Annotated in this window: 29 protein-coding genes; 2 read left to right on the top strand and 27 right to left on the bottom strand. The window is 55.4% G+C overall.

What is annotated here, in order from left to right; translation table 11 throughout:
• Nucleotides 1-43 precede the first annotated feature (43 nt).
• Nucleotides 44-709: a DNA-3-methyladenine glycosylase gene (locus G7079_RS10350; RefSeq protein ID WP_166057225.1), complete on the top strand. Its 666-nt coding sequence runs from the start codon at nt 44-46 to the stop codon at nt 707-709.
• 240 nt (nt 710-949) lie between these two features.
• On the opposite strand, the gene G7079_RS10345 is transcribed toward G7079_RS10350, so the two are convergent.
• Nucleotides 950-1,495, bottom strand: coding sequence for a hypothetical protein (locus G7079_RS10345; RefSeq protein WP_166057224.1), 546 nt, complete (start codon nt 1,493-1,495; stop codon nt 950-952).
• Between the two features lie 234 nt (nt 1,496-1,729).
• Here G7079_RS10345 and G7079_RS10340 point away from each other — a divergent pair, with 234 nt between their 5' ends.
• Nucleotides 1,730-1,996, top strand: a complete 267-nt coding sequence (locus tag G7079_RS10340; RefSeq protein ID WP_166057223.1) for a hypothetical protein — start codon at nt 1,730-1,732, stop codon at nt 1,994-1,996.
• 95 nt (nt 1,997-2,091) lie between these two features.
• On the opposite strand, the gene G7079_RS10335 is transcribed toward G7079_RS10340, so the two are convergent.
• The 26 genes from G7079_RS10335 to G7079_RS10205 form a co-directional block, all read right to left on the bottom strand.
• Nucleotides 2,092-2,421, bottom strand: coding sequence for a TfoX/Sxy family protein (locus G7079_RS10335; RefSeq protein WP_166057222.1), 330 nt, complete (start codon nt 2,419-2,421; stop codon nt 2,092-2,094).
• Nucleotides 2,422-2,532: 111 nt separating this feature from the next.
• A complete protein-coding gene (locus G7079_RS10330) occupies nt 2,533-2,946 on the bottom strand; it encodes a DUF3592 domain-containing protein (protein ID WP_166057221.1) in 414 nt (137 codons plus the stop codon).
• A gap of 1,669 nt (nt 2,947-4,615) precedes the next feature.
• Nucleotides 4,616-4,933 carry a hypothetical protein gene (locus G7079_RS10325; RefSeq protein WP_166057220.1) on the bottom strand — a complete coding sequence of 106 codons (318 nt, stop codon included), beginning with the start codon at nt 4,931-4,933 and terminating at the stop codon, nt 4,616-4,618.
• 674 nt (nt 4,934-5,607) lie between these two features.
• A complete protein-coding gene (locus tag G7079_RS10320) occupies nt 5,608-5,976 on the bottom strand; it encodes a hypothetical protein (RefSeq protein WP_166057219.1) in 369 nt (122 codons plus the stop codon).
• A 455-nt stretch (nt 5,977-6,431) separates the two neighbouring features.
• On the bottom strand, nt 6,432-6,842 hold the full coding sequence (locus G7079_RS10315; RefSeq protein WP_166057218.1) for a hypothetical protein: 411 nt from the start codon (nt 6,840-6,842) through the stop codon (nt 6,432-6,434).
• Between the two features lie 120 nt (nt 6,843-6,962).
• On the bottom strand, nt 6,963-7,172 hold the full coding sequence (locus tag G7079_RS10310; RefSeq protein WP_166057217.1) for a hypothetical protein: 210 nt from the start codon (nt 7,170-7,172) through the stop codon (nt 6,963-6,965).
• Nucleotides 7,173-7,262: 90 nt separating this feature from the next.
• Nucleotides 7,263-7,682, bottom strand: coding sequence for a hypothetical protein (locus tag G7079_RS10305; RefSeq protein WP_166057216.1), 420 nt, complete (start codon nt 7,680-7,682; stop codon nt 7,263-7,265).
• 95 nt (nt 7,683-7,777) lie between these two features.
• The gene (locus tag G7079_RS10300; RefSeq protein WP_166057215.1) at nt 7,778-8,158 is read right to left on the bottom strand and encodes an MAPEG family protein; all 381 of its coding nucleotides are present in this window, start codon (nt 8,156-8,158) and stop codon (nt 7,778-7,780) included.
• 542 nt (nt 8,159-8,700) lie between these two features.
• Nucleotides 8,701-9,375, bottom strand: a complete 675-nt coding sequence (locus G7079_RS10295; protein ID WP_166057213.1) for a hypothetical protein — start codon at nt 9,373-9,375, stop codon at nt 8,701-8,703.
• Nucleotides 9,376-9,526: 151 nt separating this feature from the next.
• Nucleotides 9,527-9,820: a hypothetical protein gene (locus tag G7079_RS10290; protein ID WP_166057212.1), complete on the bottom strand. Its 294-nt coding sequence runs from the start codon at nt 9,818-9,820 to the stop codon at nt 9,527-9,529.
• Between the two features lie 102 nt (nt 9,821-9,922).
• The gene (locus G7079_RS10285; protein WP_166057211.1) at nt 9,923-10,399 is read right to left on the bottom strand and encodes a hypothetical protein; all 477 of its coding nucleotides are present in this window, start codon (nt 10,397-10,399) and stop codon (nt 9,923-9,925) included.
• A 555-nt stretch (nt 10,400-10,954) separates the two neighbouring features.
• Nucleotides 10,955-11,416 (bottom strand): hypothetical protein, encoded by a 462-nt coding sequence (locus G7079_RS10275; protein ID WP_166057210.1) that lies wholly within the window; start codon nt 11,414-11,416, stop codon nt 10,955-10,957.
• Nucleotides 11,417-11,516: 100 nt separating this feature from the next.
• Nucleotides 11,517-12,179, bottom strand: a complete 663-nt coding sequence (locus G7079_RS10270; RefSeq protein ID WP_166057209.1) for a hypothetical protein — start codon at nt 12,177-12,179, stop codon at nt 11,517-11,519.
• Nucleotides 12,180-12,224: 45 nt separating this feature from the next.
• Nucleotides 12,225-12,584, bottom strand: coding sequence for a hypothetical protein (locus tag G7079_RS10265; RefSeq protein ID WP_166057208.1), 360 nt, complete (start codon nt 12,582-12,584; stop codon nt 12,225-12,227).
• An 86-nt stretch (nt 12,585-12,670) separates the two neighbouring features.
• The gene (locus tag G7079_RS10260; RefSeq protein ID WP_166057207.1) at nt 12,671-12,916 is read right to left on the bottom strand and encodes a hypothetical protein; all 246 of its coding nucleotides are present in this window, start codon (nt 12,914-12,916) and stop codon (nt 12,671-12,673) included.
• 99 nt (nt 12,917-13,015) lie between these two features.
• Nucleotides 13,016-13,297 (bottom strand): BrnA antitoxin family protein, encoded by a 282-nt coding sequence (locus G7079_RS10255; RefSeq protein WP_166057206.1) that lies wholly within the window; start codon nt 13,295-13,297, stop codon nt 13,016-13,018.
• Nucleotides 13,254-13,529 carry a BrnT family toxin gene (locus G7079_RS10250; RefSeq protein WP_166057205.1) on the bottom strand — a complete coding sequence of 92 codons (276 nt, stop codon included), beginning with the start codon at nt 13,527-13,529 and terminating at the stop codon, nt 13,254-13,256. The genes G7079_RS10255 and G7079_RS10250 overlap by 44 nt, the downstream gene beginning before the upstream one ends.
• 427 nt (nt 13,530-13,956) lie before the next feature.
• Nucleotides 13,957-14,286 (bottom strand): hypothetical protein, encoded by a 330-nt coding sequence (locus G7079_RS10245; RefSeq protein ID WP_240906169.1) that lies wholly within the window; start codon nt 14,284-14,286, stop codon nt 13,957-13,959.
• Nucleotides 14,287-14,805: 519 nt separating this feature from the next.
• Nucleotides 14,806-15,138, bottom strand: coding sequence for a low molecular weight protein tyrosine phosphatase family protein (locus G7079_RS10240; protein WP_166057204.1), 333 nt, complete (start codon nt 15,136-15,138; stop codon nt 14,806-14,808).
• A gap of 109 nt (nt 15,139-15,247) precedes the next feature.
• Nucleotides 15,248-15,646: a hypothetical protein gene (locus G7079_RS10235; protein ID WP_166057203.1), complete on the bottom strand. Its 399-nt coding sequence runs from the start codon at nt 15,644-15,646 to the stop codon at nt 15,248-15,250.
• A 136-nt stretch (nt 15,647-15,782) separates the two neighbouring features.
• Nucleotides 15,783-16,097: a hypothetical protein gene (locus G7079_RS10230; RefSeq protein WP_166057202.1), complete on the bottom strand. Its 315-nt coding sequence runs from the start codon at nt 16,095-16,097 to the stop codon at nt 15,783-15,785.
• 490 nt (nt 16,098-16,587) lie between these two features.
• Nucleotides 16,588-16,983: a GFA family protein gene (locus G7079_RS10225; RefSeq protein ID WP_166057201.1), complete on the bottom strand. Its 396-nt coding sequence runs from the start codon at nt 16,981-16,983 to the stop codon at nt 16,588-16,590.
• Between the two features lie 503 nt (nt 16,984-17,486).
• Nucleotides 17,487-18,131, bottom strand: a complete 645-nt coding sequence (locus G7079_RS10220; RefSeq protein WP_166057200.1) for a hypothetical protein — start codon at nt 18,129-18,131, stop codon at nt 17,487-17,489.
• Between the two features lie 114 nt (nt 18,132-18,245).
• Nucleotides 18,246-18,536 (bottom strand): hypothetical protein, encoded by a 291-nt coding sequence (locus G7079_RS10215; protein WP_166057199.1) that lies wholly within the window; start codon nt 18,534-18,536, stop codon nt 18,246-18,248.
• A 152-nt stretch (nt 18,537-18,688) separates the two neighbouring features.
• Nucleotides 18,689-19,000: a hypothetical protein gene (locus G7079_RS10210; RefSeq protein ID WP_166057197.1), complete on the bottom strand. Its 312-nt coding sequence runs from the start codon at nt 18,998-19,000 to the stop codon at nt 18,689-18,691.
• 87 nt (nt 19,001-19,087) lie between these two features.
• A complete protein-coding gene (locus G7079_RS10205) occupies nt 19,088-19,630 on the bottom strand; it encodes an NADPH-dependent FMN reductase (RefSeq protein WP_166057195.1) in 543 nt (180 codons plus the stop codon).
• Nucleotides 19,631-19,823: the final 193 nt, after the last annotated feature.

The raw sequence follows: 19,823 nt of genomic DNA, 5'->3' as shown, positions 1-19,823 counted from the left end.
TCGTCTTTTTGTCGAGACGCAACCTGTCGAAAGGAACACGTGAATGCCGCGGTACGCACGAGGATTCGATACCGAAGCGGCGTTCGCGCACCTGATCCTTCGCGACCGCAAACTCGGCGCATGGATGAAGAGGCTTGGCCCGATCCAGGCCGATCCACGTTGGCACAAACCATTCGATCCAGTCGATGCCTTGGCGCGCGCGATCCTCTACCAGCAGCTGAGCGGCAAAGCCGCTGCCACAATCGTTTCCCGCGTGGAAACCTCGATCGGCAGCAAGCGTTTCCATTGCGATACGCTGGCGCGTCGCGACGATGCGGACATCCGTGCTTGCGGGGTATCCGGCAACAAGTTACTTGCGTTGCGTGATCTCGCCAGGCGCGAAGAAGCCGGTGAAATCCCGGGGCTGCGGCGTATGTCTTGCATGGACGAGAATGCCATCGTCGAAGCATTGGTACCCATCCGCGGCATCGGCCGCTGGACGGTGGAGATGATGCTGATGTTTCGTTTGGGGCGGCCCGATATTCTTCCGGTCGACGATCTCGGTATCCGCAAGGGTGCGCAAGTCGTGGATGGGTTGGGCGTGATGCCCACATCCAGGGAGTTGCTCGCCCGCGGCGAGCGTTGGGGGCCCTATCGAACCTATGCAAGCCTGTACTTGTGGAGGGTCGCCGATGCGGCAAGCGAAGCGAAAGTCGTACCCGCGTGCTAGCAAGGCGGGGGCTTGCCTTGGTGGCCTCCTCAAGAGTCGCCACTCCTGCCTTCGCGAAAAAGTCGCGTTACAACAAACAAGCGAAGCGCATCTTCACCATGTCTGGCGCGACTTGAGCAGCCATAAGCACTGCTCGAGGACGGGCTTGTAGGTCATGACCTCCGGGCCTTGGATGCCGCGCAGGTAGGCGGTGATCTTGTCGCCCGGCTTGCTCAGCGAGGAGAGTTTTTCCTGAGCATCCTAGATGAATGTTTTCACGTCCGAAGGATCGACCTGCTCAAGCGGATTCTGGCAGGTTTCCGCCATGTTCTTCGTCTGGTCGCTCGTGCAGCCGGTCGCGCCGAACGCGAAGGCCGCAACGATGAGAGCGATGAAAGGTCTCATAGCGCAAGTGATTTTGAACCAAGGCCCGTCGCTCGCTGTGGCGCAGGAATCGCGAATTGCTTGAAACGCGCTGCTGCTGAAGGGTCGCGTCGAATTCAAGGAACCGTCAAGTTTCGTGTCGTTTTCCTTGCGCCATGCCAATGACCACGCCGCCAAACCCTTGCTCGACGAGAGTCCAGGAAAGTCGATCGCAAGCGCTTCATACGGGAAACGATACATGGAAAAGAGCACGAGGCTGTAGGGCATCAACCAAACCACGGCGAATGCAAGGCCGACAGCCAAGCCGCGTTTGACCGGATTTGCCGTTAGCAGGGCTGACTTGCGATAGGTCAATACCATCAGGCAGGCGAGAACGAAGTAGCCAACGAAAGTTAGCGCCAGATCCGGGGATTGACGAAGCATGTTCCATCGACATGCGACTGGATGAAATCCTAGGCCAGGACGCCAGTGAATAGTCCCGCAAGACAAAACATGACAATGGCGGAAAGACATGCAGATACGATAACCATGCGTATCCGAACAGCGCCTTCCCGTGTGTGGAAGGTTTTCCAAGCCGTCAATGAATGACCATCGTTGGAACGATGGCGTGAAGAAAATTGAACTCCATGGACTGTTTCGAGAGGCGGAAATTTCACCATGACGTCGTCCGATGGTGATGAAATCCAAAGCACACTGGATTATGTGGAAGAGAACGTCCGCTTCGATGATGTATCCGATATCGGGTCAACATCAGTGAAGGTTTGCTACCGAATTCGAGAAGTATCAGAATCGGAGGTTAATGTGATATTTGCTACTGGCGCAGCTGGTCGGGATGAAGAGAAGATTGGAAAGATGATCACCTCGGATTTTCCTGCCGTACTGAAATCGCTTAAAAATTACATCGAATCTTCAACCTTTGCCTAGTACCTGAGTCAGGTCGGCCCGCCAGATGCGGTTCCGGTCTATCCGAGGCCTCGCAGCGGGCCCGGCTTGAACGAATTGTCAGGCCGCCGCCATGATTACTTGCTAGGCAGTAAGCGAACGAACTTAATCGCTTGAGACAATAATTGATTACGCATCTTGTCGTCACCAAATACACCTGGTCCGCAACGAATCCAGCCATGCATAGTGCGCTCGCCAGAAAGCATGGGCTCAATACCGGCCACCTGAAGAGCCCAAGCGTCGTTGTCTTTGCCTAAACGGACAAGAAGGCCATCTTGGCGTGAGCCGCACAGTAGGTTTCCATTGAGAAGCCATGCCCAGCCGCCGAACATAGCCTTCTCCGAAAGTCCGGAGATTGCGTGCAAGTCGTCACGGACAAGTTCTTCCAACCCTGCGTCACGGTTCATCCGAAGTCCTTCTTGCGATCTAACGCCTGAGTTAAGCCGGCCCGCGCGATGCGACTCGGCTGGTCCGAGACCGCGAAGCGGGCTCGGCTTGAACGAATTGTTAGGCGGCACTTAGCCGTTCACAACTACGGTGAGGAGGCCGCCAGCGAGCACGACTAACCCAATTGCCAGAGGGATATGCCAAGTATTTGACTGCTTGTTCTCTAGAACGGCCTGCGACGGGTCGGTCGGATCATAGTAGACCGTAACCTCGGCGCCAACCGGATAGCGCGAGATTAAAGCCTCTCGCTCTGACGAGGCTTTTGACATCCCCGAATAGGACACCTGACTCGACTTATGGCGCCTGCCAGTGATGCTGTACTCATAGGCGATATGAGCAGACGTTTCATCAATTGTGTGGCGTAGTTCTGACTCTACGATCAGACCATTTACAAAAGGCCAAGATGACGCCTTTCGTTGCATGTAGCGAATCCAGGCCGAAAATCCCACTAGGGCTAAGCCAAGAGCGCACAGGAAAATTGTCATTTCAGATCGCATTGATGAGTGCGTGCCGCCTAACGCCTGAGTTAAGCCGGCCCGCGCGATGCGACTCGGCTGGTCCGAGACCGCGAAGCGGGCTCGGCTTGAACGAATTGTTAGGCCGCCGCCATTTGCACCACTCAGATGTCTTGGACAAGAACTCATCAGCGCCCCTGGCGGGATCATCTGTTTGTGAGCAAGCATGGGAGCAGCCACCCCCAACATTTGCACAATCTGTGCGTGAGCAAGCTAGAACGCAAGCATCAGTAGGCGAACAGCGTTGCGCCAATTGCTGCAAATAGCTCCTATCGCGTTCCGACTGAAATTGAATACCGTCGAGATTACAGTGCTGCTTCCAGCCTCGCAGGGCCGGAACTTGTGCTGTTAGCGCCGTCTGCGAGGGGTTCTTGCTGCACGCAGAAAGACACGCGAATGCTAGAAAAATGACGAAAAATAAAAGTAGCGAGCTAACTTTCATAGCGGCCTAACGCCTGAGTTAAGCCGCGCCGATTTGCGGCGGCGGCACAGTCACAATCTTAGCGGGACTTTGACGACGCCGCGAAGCGGTGTCGGCTTGGACGAATTGTTAGGCCGTAGACCAGCCTTTGCTCTTGCCTGACAACGCTTTCTTTGAGAGCGTTCAATGCTCTAGTAAAAATCTCACACTCGCACGCAGGCACGCGCGGCAGGGCTTGTTGCCGCGTGCGCCTGCGGGCGAACGAGAGGAGCCAAGCGGCGAAGCGAGAGACGACACAGGCACCGCCTGATGAATATCTGGCGGGCCTTGCCTTGGACGACCCGAAGGTGAGCTGTGGCGGGTGGAGCGCGAGCGCAGTGGCGCGGAACATTGCGATAAGACTGCGTTGAGTTGCTCTTGCTACTGAAGTCTCACTGGCAAGGCCTAACGCCTGAGTTAAGCCGGCCCGCGCGATGCGACTCGGCTGCGCCCGAGACCGCGAAGCGGGCTCGGCTTGAACGAATTGTTAGGGCTCAGAAGCCCGAGTTCAATCACAGGGTACGCCAACAGTACAACTGTGAACGCAACTGTCTCCCTGCCAAATGTTGCAAACCTGCGCGCATTGGCCATCTTCACCACGCCGAATGCAATTTTTTGAGTTCGGATCAACACGTGAATTGGCAGGGCCCTGGTTGTTTGTGCCTGAGCTACAGCTCGCAACTGCGGATAAAGCTAGGAGCGCGATGACCAATAGTCTTGAAGTCATGTGCTTTGAGCCCTAACGCCTGAGTTAAGCCGGCCCGCCCGAGCGGAACCGGTTGGCGCCGAGGCCGCGAAGCGGGCTCGGCTTGAACGAATTGTTAGGTTGCAAGTCTAGCGACCGCGTACGGGCCACGCTGCAGCAAGGCCTGCAAGAACTAAGGATTTGATTACAAGAGAGTCCAGTTGACTCATGACTTGAGCCCAGGGCCGTACTGAACCATAGGTTTGGTATTTGCCGACAAATCCGATCTTCACTAAGAATCCAAATACAAGCAGGCTTACGAAGAACACGGCGACGCCACGCTGAAATCTCACGATTGTTGTTTCTGAGAATTGCATGGATGTTGGCTCTTGCAACCTAACGCCTGAGTTAAGCCGGCCCGCGCGATGCGACCCGGTTACGCCCGAGACCGCGAAGCGGGCTCGGCTTGAACGAATTGTTAGGCTGCAAGCCATTCAATGCAAAAAATCGCATTCAGCGTGCTCTGGCGGGAAAATGTGGACTACAACAACTGTTCCGTCCAGTAGAGCCTGTTCGTAGTACTGCAGCCCTGATTCTTCACCATCAAAGTCGGCGGCGTTGTTTAGAGCGGCAGAAACAACTCTCTCGATGCGCCAACCCGCTTCCACGACTTCCTTTTCTGCAATATCAATTGCATTGCGGATGTTTAGCTCGGTTGTGTAAACATTGATGTAGGCGCCACCAAACTCAGTAGTCGAATGCATGACGCCGTCGGGAGAAGCTTCTACTTGGACTACGAAGATTTCTGTCATGCAGCCTAACGCCTGAGTTAAGCCGGCCCGCGCGATGCGACTCGGTACGTCCGAGACCGCGAAGCGGGCTCGGCTTGAACGAATTGTTAGGGCTCATGCCCTGATGGCGACAAGACAAGCACAGGACTGACAACAGAAGGGTTCCTAAAGTCGTAGATCCAGGCTTGAGGTGCGAGTGTCCGAAGTTCCTGTTCAAGCGGTGCTTTGGGGCTGACTAAAGTGAAGTCGATCCGGAAGAATTTTCCTGACTCTTTGACCGCCAGGCAGCCTCTGGAGCTAATTGCAGTGCTTGTACGCTTGGCCAGACGAGCGTACGTATCTTCAAAGTTGCTTGGGCAGTCAGCTTGGGAAACAGGTCGGAGAAGGAGCGAAAGTTCACTTCCATTTGCCATGCGAGTGAACAAAAGCCGTCTGCCACCTTCTTGGTAGTGGTAGGTTCGATCCTTGATAAGGCCCGGTTCGCCTTCGACTACGGAAAAGCAAAGTGTGTCATGGCAGCTCTCACTACGCGGAAGAGTTGCAAAGCAGTAGAGAGGTGCCACGAGCATGGCGGTGGCACTCATCAATCTGCGACTGATTTTGATCATGAGCCCTAACGCCTGAGTTAAGCCGGCCCGCGCGATGCGACTCGGCTGCGCCCGAGACCGCGAAGCGGGCTCGGCTTGAACGAATTGTTAGGGCGTAAAGCTAACGACGAAGGAAGTATAGAACTCGTCTTGCCCGTTGGTCTTATATGACCCATTGCGGAGTTCTCTTTCTGCACAGCGCACAACGGGAAGATCATTGTTGCGCCACGACTGGAGTGCGTGACCGGAAGCGTCTAGCTTCAACACGATCGTGAAGGCAGGAAGTTTGCCTGGCGCAAGAGCAACGCAGTTCGCCATTGCTGCGTGCAATGCGGTGTCCTGACTCTGAACGAGAGTGCTCTTCACGCCAGCTTCCAGGCCAGCCTCATTCTTATCCGCGAGCTTTAGCGCGTCACTGAACTCAAGCGGGGCGACTAATGCCTGTGAAAGAAGCAGTGTTTGAACGAGGATCTTCATCTTGTAGCCCTAACGCCTGAGTTGAGCCGGCCCGCCCGATGCGGATCCGGTCGGTCCGAGACCGCGAAGCGGGCTCGGCTTGAACGAATTGTTAGGCGGCAGGAGACACATTTGGTAGTGCCGCCCACCAGCCAAACTCGTCACGGCCCCATTGCACACCGAAGGAGCTTGCGATTGTCCGCAATAGCTCCAGCTCAGTGGCATTTTTGTCTGCGCTCAAGAGAGTCATTGCAACGATGTCGCCATTTGGTTGCTTTGCGGAAACAGGAAGTTCAGTTACGGAACAACCTGGACCGCCTGGCTCGCCGCGGCGGTGATAGGGGCCATGGTTCGCCACAGTCACGCGATTCTCCTGAACACTTGTTTGGTGCCGCCTAACGCCTGAGTTAAGCCGGCCCGCGCGATGCGACTCGGCTGGTCCGAGACCGCGAAGCGGGCTCGGCTTGAACGAATTGTTAGGCGTATGCTCGTTTTCCTTGCATCAAGCCGATAACCAAGCCACCAAGTCCTTGTTCAACAAGAGCCCAGGGAAGATCAATGGCGAGTGCTTCGTATGGAAAGCGGTATACGGAGAACAAGACAAGACTATAGGGAACTAGCCATATGACTGCGAATGCAAGACCAACAGTCAAGCCACGCTTCATTGGGGCCAGCACGGGCAATGTGGCCTTGCGATAAGCCAGCACCATGAGCGTTGCGAGGAGCAGGTAGCCAATAAAAATGAGTGCGAGATTCGGAGTCTCGCGAAGCATGCTGGCATTTACATGCGTCTGGATGAATTCCTTAGCCAAAACACCGTTGAAAAGCCCTGCTAGGCAGAACATGACAATGGCGGACAGGATTGCGGATGCGATGTTCCTAGTCATTTGGCCTCCGATGTACCGCTTTTGTACGCCTAACGCCTGAGTTAAGCCGGCCCGCCCGATGCGACTCGGCTGGTCCGAGACCGCGAAGCGGGCTCGGCTTGAACGAATTGTTAGGCGGCACTACCACCGCCTGCCAAGAATCTTACGGGTTTTCTCTCCAGTGGCTATGCGCCAGAACAGCAGCGTGAACAAGATGAAGACGGCACCACTGATCCACGGCGACTGCACGTATGCGGTGACGAGGCGCATCAAAACAACCAGCGCTATTGGGTAGGCGACGAGCAGTAAGGCCAGTTGGTACAGAACTTGGCGTTTACGTTTCGGTTCCATTTCTGCCGCCTAACGCCTGAGTTAAGCCGGCCCGCGCGATGCGACTCGGCACGTCCGAGACCGCGAAGCGGGCTCGGCTTGAACGAATTGTTAGGCTGCTGTCCGGGAGTGCGCTGCAATGCTGGTTACAGCCGAGATGGTAGTCGCTAGAACAAGAGTGACGAGAATTGTCCAGACCCAAAGAATATGAAAATGCATGTAGCCGGGCGCATGAACAACGAACATGGACGAGAACAGAGTCCATGGAATAAACAGAAGCGTCGCTAGCAGACTTCTTTTCCAAAGGCGCCTGCTTGGCGCAAGCTCGATTGCCCAAGCTAGAAATAACGCCTCACCCACGAAGAAACAGCAGAAAATCAGGAAGTTCCCGGTTGGGTGATGCCAGTTCACTATGTCGCCATCGTTCCGAAAGTAGTAGTAGTCGGTGTTGAGGCTAATTGCAGTTGCCACGGCCAGAGCGGCTAGTGTCAGAAGGGCAATGGCGAGATTTTTTCGTCGGTTTGCTGTCATGTTCCGTAAGCAGCCTAACGCCTGAGTTAAGCCGGCCCGCGCGATGCGACTCGGCACGTCCGAGACCGCGAAGCGGGCTCGGCTTGAACGAATTGTTAGGCCGCAGCTCTTGCCTGGAGAACCACAACCCAGAGCCCGAGTGTAGCGAGGAAATTGACCGTGAACACCAAGCCACGAGCGCGGATGTTTGTGGTGCAAATTTGAACGTAGCTGTGTGCGAAGCGGCCGCCAACAAACACCCAAGCCAGCAGAACTACGGCTGAGCTTTCAACTTGGCCTTGGATAAGCAGCAAGCAAGCCGCGTAGAAGAACAGCGGCCACTCAAATTGATTCGATAGGTTCGCGCTGATGCGGGGTTCAACTGCTGCCCAAGGATTTGAGCCGTCTTGACGCTGGCCGATACCCCAGATCTTTGGAGCGCGAACAACAGTGAGCAAGGCGTAGAGCAGGGCAGTGAATGCGACGTGGACAGCCATTGGAAGTATCAGCGGATGTGCCACATAACCTCCGATCTTGCGATCTTTGCCTTTAGCGGCCTAACGCCTGAGTTAAGACGCACCGCTTTGCGGCGGCGTGTTGGTTCAATAACGAGAACCTATCACGACGCCGCGAAGCGGTGTCGGCTTGAACGAATTGTTAGGCCGTAGACCAGCCTTTGCTCTTCCTGCAAGGCCGGTCTTGACCCCCGTAAAAATCTCACACTCGCACGCAGGTACGCGCGGCAGGGCTTGTTGCCGCGTGCGCCTGCGAGCGAACGCGAGGAGCTAAACGACGAAGCGAGAGACGACACAGGCACCGCCTGATGAAATCTGGCGGGCCAATCCCTGGACAATCCGAAGCTGGGCTGTGGCAAGTGGAGCGCGAGCGCAGCGGCGCGGAACATTGCGAGAAGGCTGCGCTGAGTTGCCGTTTCTACTTAGGTCTCACTGGCAAGGCCTAACGCCTGAGTTAAGCCGGCCCGCGCGATGCGACTCGGCTACGTCCGAGACCGCGAAGCGGGCTCGGCTTGAACGAATTGTTAGGTTTTGCTCCGGATACCTTTGACAAGACCGCCAACAACCATAAGGTCAAGGAGGAGTGCGAACCCGCCAAAGACGGCACGACCCTCAAATTCTGAAACAGCCGTAGCACGTGAAACAGTCCCATTGAACGTGATCGTACGTGTGAAATTGCGTTCGCCGGGGCCAAAGGCTATCCAATTGAAGGCGATGACGAAGAAAAGAAGGGCGAGTGCACCAATTGTTACAGCGGTTTTCTTCATGCCAAAGCCAAAAAACACAAAACCAATTCCCGCAAGAGCAAAAGTGACTGATGCAGTAATGCTGAAGACCTGGGCATACCAAGTGCGAGGCATTTCACCTGGAATTGCGCCAGTAACAGTTAACAGCGCCAAGAGTCCACCGGCAACAAAGAGCAGGCCGAATGGGACGGCTAGGAAACGTATGCCTTTTGGGGTTGCGATATCAGTGTCCACAAAACCTAACGCCTGAGTTAAGCCGGCCCGCGCGATGCGACTCGGCCGGTCCGAGACCGCGAAGCGGGCTCGGCTTGAACGAATTGTTAGGCCGCTGAAGCCTTTGCTTCTTTGACCCAACGACCAGGTGCTGAGAGTGCCTTGACCCGCGTGAACCCGCAACCGGGCGGAGGCATAACGGGTTTCAGTTATGCCGGAGCCACGGGCGAGGCTGTTCAAGGGCAGGGCAGACAACTCACGGCAAAAAATTCTTTAAAAGCTCTTTACCTGAAGTCTGTCTTCTGCGGCCTAACGCTTGAGTTAAGCCGGCCCGCCCGATGCGGCCCGGTCGCGCCCGAGACCGCGAAGCGGGCTCGGCTTGAACGAATTGTTAGGCCTCACTGCGCTTTACCCACTGCATGAGTGGCGTCTCAAGCTCGCGGAAGCCGGGAAATGCCCGAAACAATCCAGCTTGCTCCAGTTCCTGCTGCTCAGGGCCGCCGACGATGAGCTGGCCGCGGTCACGAATGATCTGAAATTCTTTGCTGGCGCCACGAAACGAGACAACAAAGTTGCCGAAAGAGTCTGATACCTGCGATCCAACTGCAATGATCGAATGAGCGGCCAAGGCCTGGATAAGCGGGCCGATGGCTTTTTCGATCTCTAGGCTCTGCGAGGTGTTCATGAGTGAGGCCTAACGCCTGAGTTAAGCCGGCCCGCCCGATGCGACTCGGCTGGTCCGAGACCGCGAAGCGGGCTCGGCTTGAACGAATTGTTAGCTCCCTAGCTAGGAGAGCGGAATAACGACGCTTGAGACAGTAGACGTTTCATCACTGACCTTGGCAGAACGCAAGCTGTGGAAGACAAGGTTGATGCGGAAGCGATCAGTCTCAATCTGCGCCTCGTACATTGATTTTCCAAAACGGGCTGACCAATCGATGGCTTTGGTAGATGGCTCAACTGCTCGAATGCCTGGCCATGCCAGTGACCAACAGGTACCCCAAACGTACCCATCTGGCTCGCCGGCATCTAGCCACGCTTGATAATCAACGAACGCCTCACCCCAAGATTTTGCCCAAACATCATCAGCCACGACGGTTGTGTAGCTGAGTTCAGCGATATGGGTGAACTGAAGTTGGTGCCGGCCCTGGTTCTGGCCCATAGAGCACTCGACCAGCAAATAGTAATCGCGGCCATGAGGCACGAAACCATGATCCATGACGCCGAAGTCACTTTCGGGTAGCCATTCAAGTAGGGAAGTCATGGGATGCATGTTGGGGAGCTAACGCCTGAGTTAAGCCGGGCAGCGGAGCGGCCGCGGCAGAGCAATGATCATACGATGCTCTGCCGAGGCCGCGTAGCGGACTCGGCTTGAACGAATTGTTAGGTCTGCAAGCGATGACGCCAAGCCCGGATGAGCTTGGCGTCTGGTTGCTAGCGGTGATAGCTGTGACGGTTCATTCCGTCAAAAGCTGCCAGTGCCGAGGCAGCAATTCTTGAATTTGCTGGTCGACCCGCAGGGGCAGGGGTCGTTGCGGCCCAGCTTTTCGCAGAGTTCTTTGTCACCGTGGACAAAATCTGCGGCCTTGCTTCACATTGGTCTCAGAAGGGAAACCCTTGCGACGCTTGCTCGTGACCTCAAAAGGAAGCCTGGTTGTCGTTGATGCGCTTCATGGCACTTCTCCTGTGTCCGCCCTTTGCGGGCCGCGCATTCTATCTCATGCAGACCTAACGCCTAAGTTAAGCCGGCCCGCGCGATGCGACTCGGCTACGCCCGAGACCGCGAAGCGGGCTCGGCTTGAACGAATTGTTAGACCACTCAATTCGATTGTGGAGTGCCGGTCATGAGGGCTTTCATCAACTTTTCCTCGCTTAAGTATTTTTGAAGGTCTTCCATGGCTTTTGCGACGGCCGGATCGGTCATGAGTCCGCCGACTGCAGTAGATCCAAGTGTCTCAAAAGCACTTTTATAGCCTGCCATGCCATCATTGATGATTGCAGAACGAGACTCGCTAGCGCATTTGTCTGCAATCAATTTTTCGAACACGAAAGCTCCATTTTTGGAAATTTCGTCCCACTTAGCGGGAGTAAGGTTGGCAATGTCGGCAACGTCTGGATGATTTGCAACTGCGCCAAAAATCCAACGGACAAGGGCTGTCTGGTCTTCGGGTGTAATTGATGATGTGAGGCATTTCGAGAGTTTTTCTGAGTGCTCACCGGCAACTGCAAAATTACTGATCGACAGAAGTCCAAAAAGCGCGAAAGCTTTAACGAATTGCATGAATGCCCCGTGAGTGGTCTAACGCCTGAGTTAAGCCGGCCCGCCCGATGCGGCCCGGTCGCGCCCGAGACCGCGAAGCGGGCTCGGCTTGAACGAATTGTTAGGCCTGCTCGGCTTTAATTTTCTTGATTGCTTCGGGGAAGCCAAATGCCTGTGCCACGTCGCCAAGTACGTCATGGGCATCCAGGAAAGCTTCAGCAAGCCTCCTTGGTTCGGAGTTTGAGTCGCTATGCAGATCCTCTAGATGCGCCCAATTAGATTCTGCGGATTCAAGAAGAACCAACTGTTCTTCGTCCAAGAGATTTGCAAATCTTCCTGCGAACTCACTAGCTCGACGAATGGAGACGGCAGAAGAGCTCAGGGAATCTGGCGGAAGAAGTTTTAGAGCGGCTTCAAATCTATCGACGAAATCCTTTGGGATGTGCATTGGGTCGTAGCTCCCGTCAATGTATTCGCCGAGGATTGCTTTGAATTCGCGTGGTGTGTACTCCATTGCGCGAATTAGAGTGGTGTCGGCAACGACGGCCGGTCCCATTTGTCTCATCAACGTTGGGGCTATCTTCTCAACTCCACCTGACAGCCGGAACCTGCGCAAGTAGTGTTCGGCGAAAAGAACTGCAGCAAGAAGACCCAATGCTTCAACAGCAAGATTAGGTGCGATTTGCGACCATGCCTCTAGATACTGGCCTGACCGCACTTGAGGCATGGCGAGCAATGAAATGACGGCTGTCAGAGCCAATGCGGCCGCGAACTTCTTGATCATCAATCAAATCTCCATGTAATTCGTGGTGCAGGCCTAACGCCTGAGTTAAGCCGGCCCGCGCGATGCGACTCGGCTGCGCCCGAGACCGCGAAGCGGGCTCGGCTTGAACGAATTGTTAGCACCCCAGCCAATGATGCGGGCGTTGCCCACATGAGTTGCCGCCTCCCAGATTGTCCAGGAGCCAAAGTGCACGAGTGAATCAATTTGATCGTCATACGCTAACAGACGGACAAGGGCGCGTGCAGTTGTGCCGGGGTCAACAAGGCCGTCATGGAAGGTGACTTGGCCGAGAAAGAATTCCCCAGTGAGCGGGTGCTTGTGGTTTGGGCGGTAATTCGAGCGCTTCTGTCCCGCAGAAGGGAGCAGTGCAATCTCGACCTCCAACTCGGCGACTGATTCTTCCATGGGTGCTAACGCCTGAGTTAAGCCGGCCCGCGCGATGCGACTCGGCTGGTCCGAGACCGCGAAGCGGGCTCGGCTTGAACGAATTGTTAGGTCGCACTTCGCTTGGGTGCAACCATGACCGAAAAGTAGCCACAAACGGCCGCGAGCGCAAAGTAGAACACCGCAACGAACCAGAACTGCAGCGGATTGCCGCCGATCGTGGCTCTGCCGAACAGCTTGAGCGGAGTGTCGATGTAGCCGTCAAAAATGGCGATTAGGCCTAGACTGACGAACCCAACTGCGAAACAGGCCAGCAAAATCGTTCTGAAGTAGCGAAGTCGATGGCTTGTCATGAAATCGCTTGTGCGACCTAACGCCTGAGTTAAGCCGGCCCGCCCGATGCGGCTCCGGTCGGTCCGAGACCGCGAAGCGGGCTCGGCTTGAACGAATTGTTAGGCCGGTGCTCGTTTGGTCAACAAATCTGCCATGCGGGTCTGCCAACCAGGGCCAGACTCTTTCCAGTGTTCAAGAACCGACTCAGGAAGACGAATAGTGACTTGACGCCGCGGGTTTGTTGCAACAGGCCGCCCAGCGCGCTTTACAACACCACGCTTGAGCATGTCATCTGTGATCTCAGGGAGTTCTTTGTACTCGCTCGCCTTGACCTTGTGAGCGGCTACGCGCTTGAGATCAGACTTCAAGGTGCGGGCCGATGCGGATTTGCTCGCGTTCATTGGCTTTCCTCATGCTAAAGATGTGACGGACCGATCCCCTTTGCGTATAACCGACCACAACCATGCGGTTGGCCAAATAGCCAAAGCAGATCATGCGCGTTTCACCGTAATCCTGACGGGTGTCTTCAACCTCAAAAGTGAGTCCTGCGAAGACCGCAATTGCGTCCTCGAAATCGAGGCCACGCTCGTCAAGCGTCTTCTGCCGTTTAATCGGATCGTAGCTAAGGCGCATATGTTATTGTAACTACAACAATAGACCGCCGCAAGTGCTGGGCACCGGTCTAACGCCTGACTTAAGACGCACCGCTTTGCGGCGCCGGTAAGGCACGATCTTAGCGGCCTTTGCCGGCGCCGCGAAGCGGTGTCGGCTTGAAGGAATTGTTAGCTGGGTACGCAGCCGAGGAGCCACGCCTGCTGGCTCTACTCCAATTCACGTAAAGGGTCAGAAACCGCCTTCTGTCCAGGCCGGCAAGCCGCTGTTGCGACTCTGATGGCTTGAAAGACACAAAATTTTGAAGAACGACCGCGCGAACCACGCGCTCTTAGCCTTGAACTACTGAAAGCTGATCTGCACCCAGCTAACGCCTGAGTTAAGCCGGCCCGCGCGATGCGACTCGGCACGTCCGAGACCGCGAAGCGGGCTCGGCTTGAACGAATTGTTAGGCGGCGCGCCTAGCAAAGTAAACAGCAACGCCCAGCGCCGCAATGCCAATGAGTACGAGGAAGCCGTAGCGCAGGTGAAAAGGAATAGGAACTTTGTCCATGTCCCGCTCAGTCGCCTTGGTGTCGAGGAGCCAGCCGTGATTGCATTGCGAGCACGCAAGTTGGTAGCGCTTGCCGTACACAAAGCCGAAAAGTAGGTCGAGTTGGCCGAATTTGTATGTGAGTTGTGGCTGGAACGCCGTCGCTTGTTCACAGCGAGGGCAGTGCCGCTCTTGCGTGGGGCCAATGGGAACGATGCGCTCACCTTGGCCGATGTAGAACATCATGCGGTCACCATTATTCTTGCCGCCTAACGCCTGAGTTAAGCCGCGCCGATTTGCGGCGGCGGCACAGTCACAATCTTAGCGGGACTTTGACGACGCCGCGAAGCGGTGTCGGCTTGGACGAATTGTTAGGCCGTAGACCAGCCTTTGCTCTTGCCTGCAAACGCTGTTCTGAAAGCAATCAGTGCTTTAGTAAAAATCTCACACTCGTACGCAGGTACGCGCGGCAGGGCTTGTTGCTGCGTGCGCCTGCGGGCGAACGCGAGGAGCCAAACGGCGAAGCGAGGGACGACACCGGCACCGCCTGATGAAATCTGGCGTGCCAATTCCTGGACGATCCGAAGGTAGGCTGTGGCGAGTGGAGCGCGAGCGCAGCGGCGCGGAACATTGCGAGAAAGCCACGTTGAGTGGTCTTTTCTACTGAAGTCTCACTGGCAAGGCCTAACGCCTGAGTTAAGCCGGCCCGCCCGATGCGATTCGGCTGGTCCGAGACCGCGAAGCGGGCTCGGCTTGAACGAATTGTTAGGCCGCCGGCAGGAATCTTGGGACTTTGGCCTTGAGTAGACGGATCAGGAACGGATCCATGTATTCAAACTCGTCAGGGATGTCGAGGCAAATAACTCGTTTCCCGTTCAAGTGTGTACGGAACTTTTTGGTCAGCTTGTTGCGGTGAGCCTTCTCCATGACGAAGATCATGTCAGCCCACTCAAGTAGTTCTGGAGAAACAGGTGTGCTCGCGTCGTTGCCGAGGCCGGCTGACTGTGACTCGATTCCAGGCCAGTCAGCAAAAACTTGTTCCGCAGTCGGACTGCGGAGCCGGTTCTGTGTGCAGATGAAGAGAACGTTGCGAGACAAAGCTATTCCTGCGGCCTAACGCCTGAGTTAAGCCGGCCCGCGCGATGCGACTCGGCTGCGACCGAGACCGCGAAGCGGGCTCGGCTTGAACGAATTGTTAGAGGGCAGCTCAAACGTCTTCATGCGTTACCGAAACAGTGTAGTCAGACTGTCGTGCAGCGATCTGAAAGGCTGGCAGCGACTCCACAGCACTGAAGAATGCATCAGCAGTGGGGAAATCAAATGACCACAACTCTGCGGAAGCCGTTTGCAGTTCCGGACGAGGTTCGCAAGTGAGTTCACAGTGGAGCTGCTCGAAATGGTCATGCTCTCCATCATGATCGAGGATCTCGAACTGGCAGACCGGGTCAAAGTAGAACAGCTCGCTTCCCGTGAAATCGAATGTCCCCGTTTGGAACAGCAGGCCTACTCCTGGGAGTTCGAAAGCTTCACGGCCGAAAGCCTTGAACGCTTCCCATGCGGTCAGCCCGGAGACGGGAGAACTGAGTGCGCTGCGTTCCAGTAGCAAATCACTTAGGAGTTGCGCTTGTGGCGAGCTAGACACTTCAGAGCCCTCTAACGCCTGAGTTAAGCCGGCCCGCGCGATGCGACTCGGCTGCGCCCGAGACCGCGAAGCGGGCTCGGCTTGAACGAATTGTTAGGGCTCACTGCGACGGAGCCTCTTCTTGTACGACGTACGCAGGAGTGCTGAGTAGGCTGACGGTCTCGAGAACCGTTACCCGTTGCCCGCTGCTTGGGTCGCGACTCGAGCTGACCTTGGCGTTGACCGTGAGTCCATTGTCGAGGTGGACCCTGGCCACGTGGTCCGCTGCGACCGACTCTACGAGTCCGGACAGCTCGATCGGCTTGGTGTGCGAGAGTCGATATGCAAAGAGCGCAGTGATCGCAACTAGTACCGCGATGGCGGTTGGAAGCGTGCGCTTTCTAGGTTCTTCCAGATCGGCGAACTTATCTTTCATGAGCCCTAACGCCTGAGTTAAGCCGGCCCGCGCGATGCGACTCGGCACGTCCGAGACCGCGAAGCGGGCTCGGCTTGAACGAATTGTTAGAGCGCGTGCGAGCTTTACTTGTAGAGATCACGTTTGCGTTCTCGGAGTCCCAGCCAAGCGAGCCATGCAAGTGCAGAAGCCAGTCCCAAATAGAGCGCGAGCGTGAGCCAGTATCCATAGTCTCCCGCTCCAGTGTATGCGCGATTCGTGCAGCCACTGCCGTACCGGGAACAGACACTTATTGAGCCATCGAGTGCGTCGTAGCCAAACCAAGCGAGAGCAGCAACCGCAGACAAGAGCATGGCTGCGCTGCTCATCTGCCTTACGGTGAATATTCGGCCTGCTAAGTACATGGTCAGCGCTCTCACGCCTGAGTTAAGCCGGCCCGCGCGATGCGACTCGGCACGTCCGAGACCGCGAAGCGGGCTCGGCTTGAACGAATTGTTAGGTGCGGCCTCCATTACTTTGGAGCGAACTGCTCAAACACCTGTTGTCCAGTCATCTTATCCGTTTGATTCTTGAGCTCGTAGTAGCCTGGCTTTTCATCAATGAAGATCTCGCTAATTAGCGAGAACTCATGATCCTGAAAGATCCCAGAAGAAACGATGTACTCGTTTCCCGGCAGCAAGTGGTAGAAGAGATGTGTCCCACATTTGCCGCAGAAGCCTCGTTCTGCCCACTCCGATGAGCGGTATGCGACTGGGCTAGCGCCTGAAAATTCGACGTTGCTCCCGCAATGAACAGCGAACATTGGGCCGCCAGACCAACGGCGGCACATGGAGCAGTGACAAAGAGCAATTTGCTCGTGATCAGGAGCAGTGACTTCAATCGAACCGCAGAGGCAGCTGCCTTTCATGCTGATCTTCCTGTTATCTGTCGCCGCACCTAACGCCTGAGTTAAGCCGGCCCGCGCGATGCGACTCGGCACGTCCGAGACCGCGAAGCGGGCTCGGCTTGAACGAATTGTTAGGCGGCAAGCCAGTGTGATGCAAACCCGGCCAGCAGCAAGATTGTGCCGATTACGTTTGACCAGAAATACACGTTGATCAATGTCCTGAACTGACTGTCGATCCGATGCCTATTACGGTAGAACTTGATCCATAGGTCGTTGGTGAGATGAGAATTTTCTAGGATGTCAGCGCCAACGTGATCACTGTCAACTACCCAAAATAGCCGCTCACGAGAAACAAAGCCTACGAACAGCGCGAGTACGGATATGGCGAGTAGTGTCCACGTGAGCATGAATTTGTTTGGTGCCGCCTAACGCCTGAGTTAAGCCGGACCGATGCGCGGCACGGCAGAATGGTACACCCCACCATTTAAGCCGAGCCGCGTAGCGGTCTCGGCTTGAACGAATTGTTAGGGCTCAGCTTCCATGTCGCCACTGAATGCTTCTGACTCTAGCTTCTTGCCAGACTCAACGAACTCATTAATTTCCTTGCGAACCTCATCACGATAGGCCTGATAGGCAGCATGTGCTTCTGTTTTAGGGTGCAAGTCAGGAGACTTGTGGTTGCTGAGGTGATGCTTGACGTGCCAGATGATGAGTTTGCAGTTCCCGTAGCCATGATCAGCAATTGCGCCAAGCCGACGCGCTCCAGCTCGGAATTCCTTGCTTGGGCCATTGGCCTCGTACTCCTTACGCAATGCGGAGTTAAGTTGCTTATAGTCAATCAGCAGTTGATTTTGATTTTCGACTTGGTTGTGAATCATCTGGAACGAAATTCTCTGGCTCTGGTTGAGACCTAGAACTGCATCCTTGTAGTAGTTCTTGAATATTGGATTGGAGATACTTACTGCAGCGGTGTCTCCCACCACGTATGCGCCATGCTTCTGAAGATTCCGTGCATGGAAATACAGAAGTCGAGTTGCCTCAACCTCAATGTCTTTGATTTCCTCTTTGAGAAGCTTGATTACTTTTCTGCGATGAAGCCAATTTTTGATAAGTCCACTGAACTGGGCAAGCGCCCAGCCTGTAAGGGCTGATATCAGCGCAATCGCCAACTTCGTGAGATCGTCATTACTCAATGTTGGGCCCTAACGCCTGAGTTAAGCCGGCCCGCGCGATGCGACTCGGCTGGTCCGAGACCGCGAAGCGGGCTCGGCTTGAACGAATTGTTAGGCCGCGGGCCAGAAGAGCGCCGATGCGACCACGAAAGCAATGATTACAAGAAAAGTGCCGACGAACCATGCCACTGCCGGGCCAATGGGTCCGATAAGCAACTGTCGGACACGATCAATCTCCGTTGCGAGGATTGGCTGGGTAGCGTTTGCCCGCCGGAGCCGAGCCCAACCAAGAGAGAAGAAGCCAAAAAGCGAAAGGAACAAAAGGCAGACCGCCACTGCAGCAGGCCAAGTGTCTCTATCTTTGATGCCAGAAATGATCAGAAATGCCGGAAAAATGCTCATGATTGCGAAGCAGAAACCGAAGCGTGCCCAGGATAGCTTTAAGGTCTTAGCCATAATTTTTGTGAGCGGCCTAACGCCTGAGTTAAGCCGGCCCGCGCGATGCGACTCGGCTGCGCCCGAGACCGCGAAGCGGGCTCGGCTTGAACGAATTGTTAGACCGCGCGATACGACAGAACGAAGGGCTGAAGGGCCTTCATGGTGTCGTACACGTTGCCCGAATTTACGCTTGCTTGGTCGATGCAGGTTTGACCAATTTGCGTCAGTGAAAATGAGTCACCCGTTTGTTGAACAAGATCATGTTGGACTAAAAATCCGAGCGCAAGATCCATTTCGCTCTCAAGAGGCTGCAAATGATTGATCGCATCCGCCGAGTGCATGATTTCAAGTCTTGTTACCGGATTATTATCCCAAAAGGAAATCGCGAAGAAGATCCAAGCGATTGTCCGAGCGTCCTTGCTGTCCATGCGGTCTAACGCCTGAGTTAAGCCGGCCCGCCCGATGCGGTTCCGGTCGATCCGAGACCGCGAAGCGGGCTCGGCTTGAACGAATTGTTAGGCCTCTCGCGGCTGATTTTGTGCTTGCACATGAGAGATGATGGCCTGAAGAGCGGATTCCAGTATCGAGGAAAAATTGGTTGTGGTCGCAATGTCCTCAGGACTGATGCCTGATCCAATTACGGGAATTCGTACGCATGCATCAGGGATTAGATCGGCAGCCATTGTGCGGAGTGTTTCTTTTAGCGCTTCGTCCGCGTGGTAAGACTGAAAGGACGGGTTAAAGACAGCGACGGGCTTGTAGGCGAATGGAATGTGACCCACGAGCCAGTCTAAAGTGTTCTTGATAGTCCCTGTGACGCCATGGGCGTACTCAGGGCTTGCGATGACGACGGCGTCTGCGGCTGTAACTGCATCCCATAGCGCCTTTACTGATACAGGTGCGTAGGGTTCAAGCTCAGGGTTAAACAATGGCAGCTGTCCATGGCCATCAAAAATTTGGAAATCTACGCCAAGCGGAGCCAATGTCTTGGCTGCCCGCAGCAAAGCGGCGCTACGAGATTCAGACCGAAGGCTTCCACATAGTGCGAGAATTTTCATGAGGCCTAACGCCTGACTTAAGACGCACCGCTTTGCGGCGCCGGTAAGGCACGATCTTAGCGGCCTTTGCCGGCGCCGCGAAGCGGTGTCGGCTTGAAGGAATTGTTAGCTGGGTAGCAGCCCTGGAACTCCGCCTGCGGCTCTACCCAAAATCACGTAACGGGTCAGGAACTGCTTGTGGTCTAGCGCCGGC

Origin of the sequence: Thermomonas sp. HDW16, assembly GCF_011302915.1 — a bacterium.
In the GTDB taxonomy this organism is placed as follows: Bacteria; Pseudomonadota; Gammaproteobacteria; order Xanthomonadales; family Xanthomonadaceae; genus Thermomonas.
The sequence above is the reverse complement of the archived record's forward strand: the minus strand, read 5'-3'. Positions and strand labels throughout refer to the sequence as shown.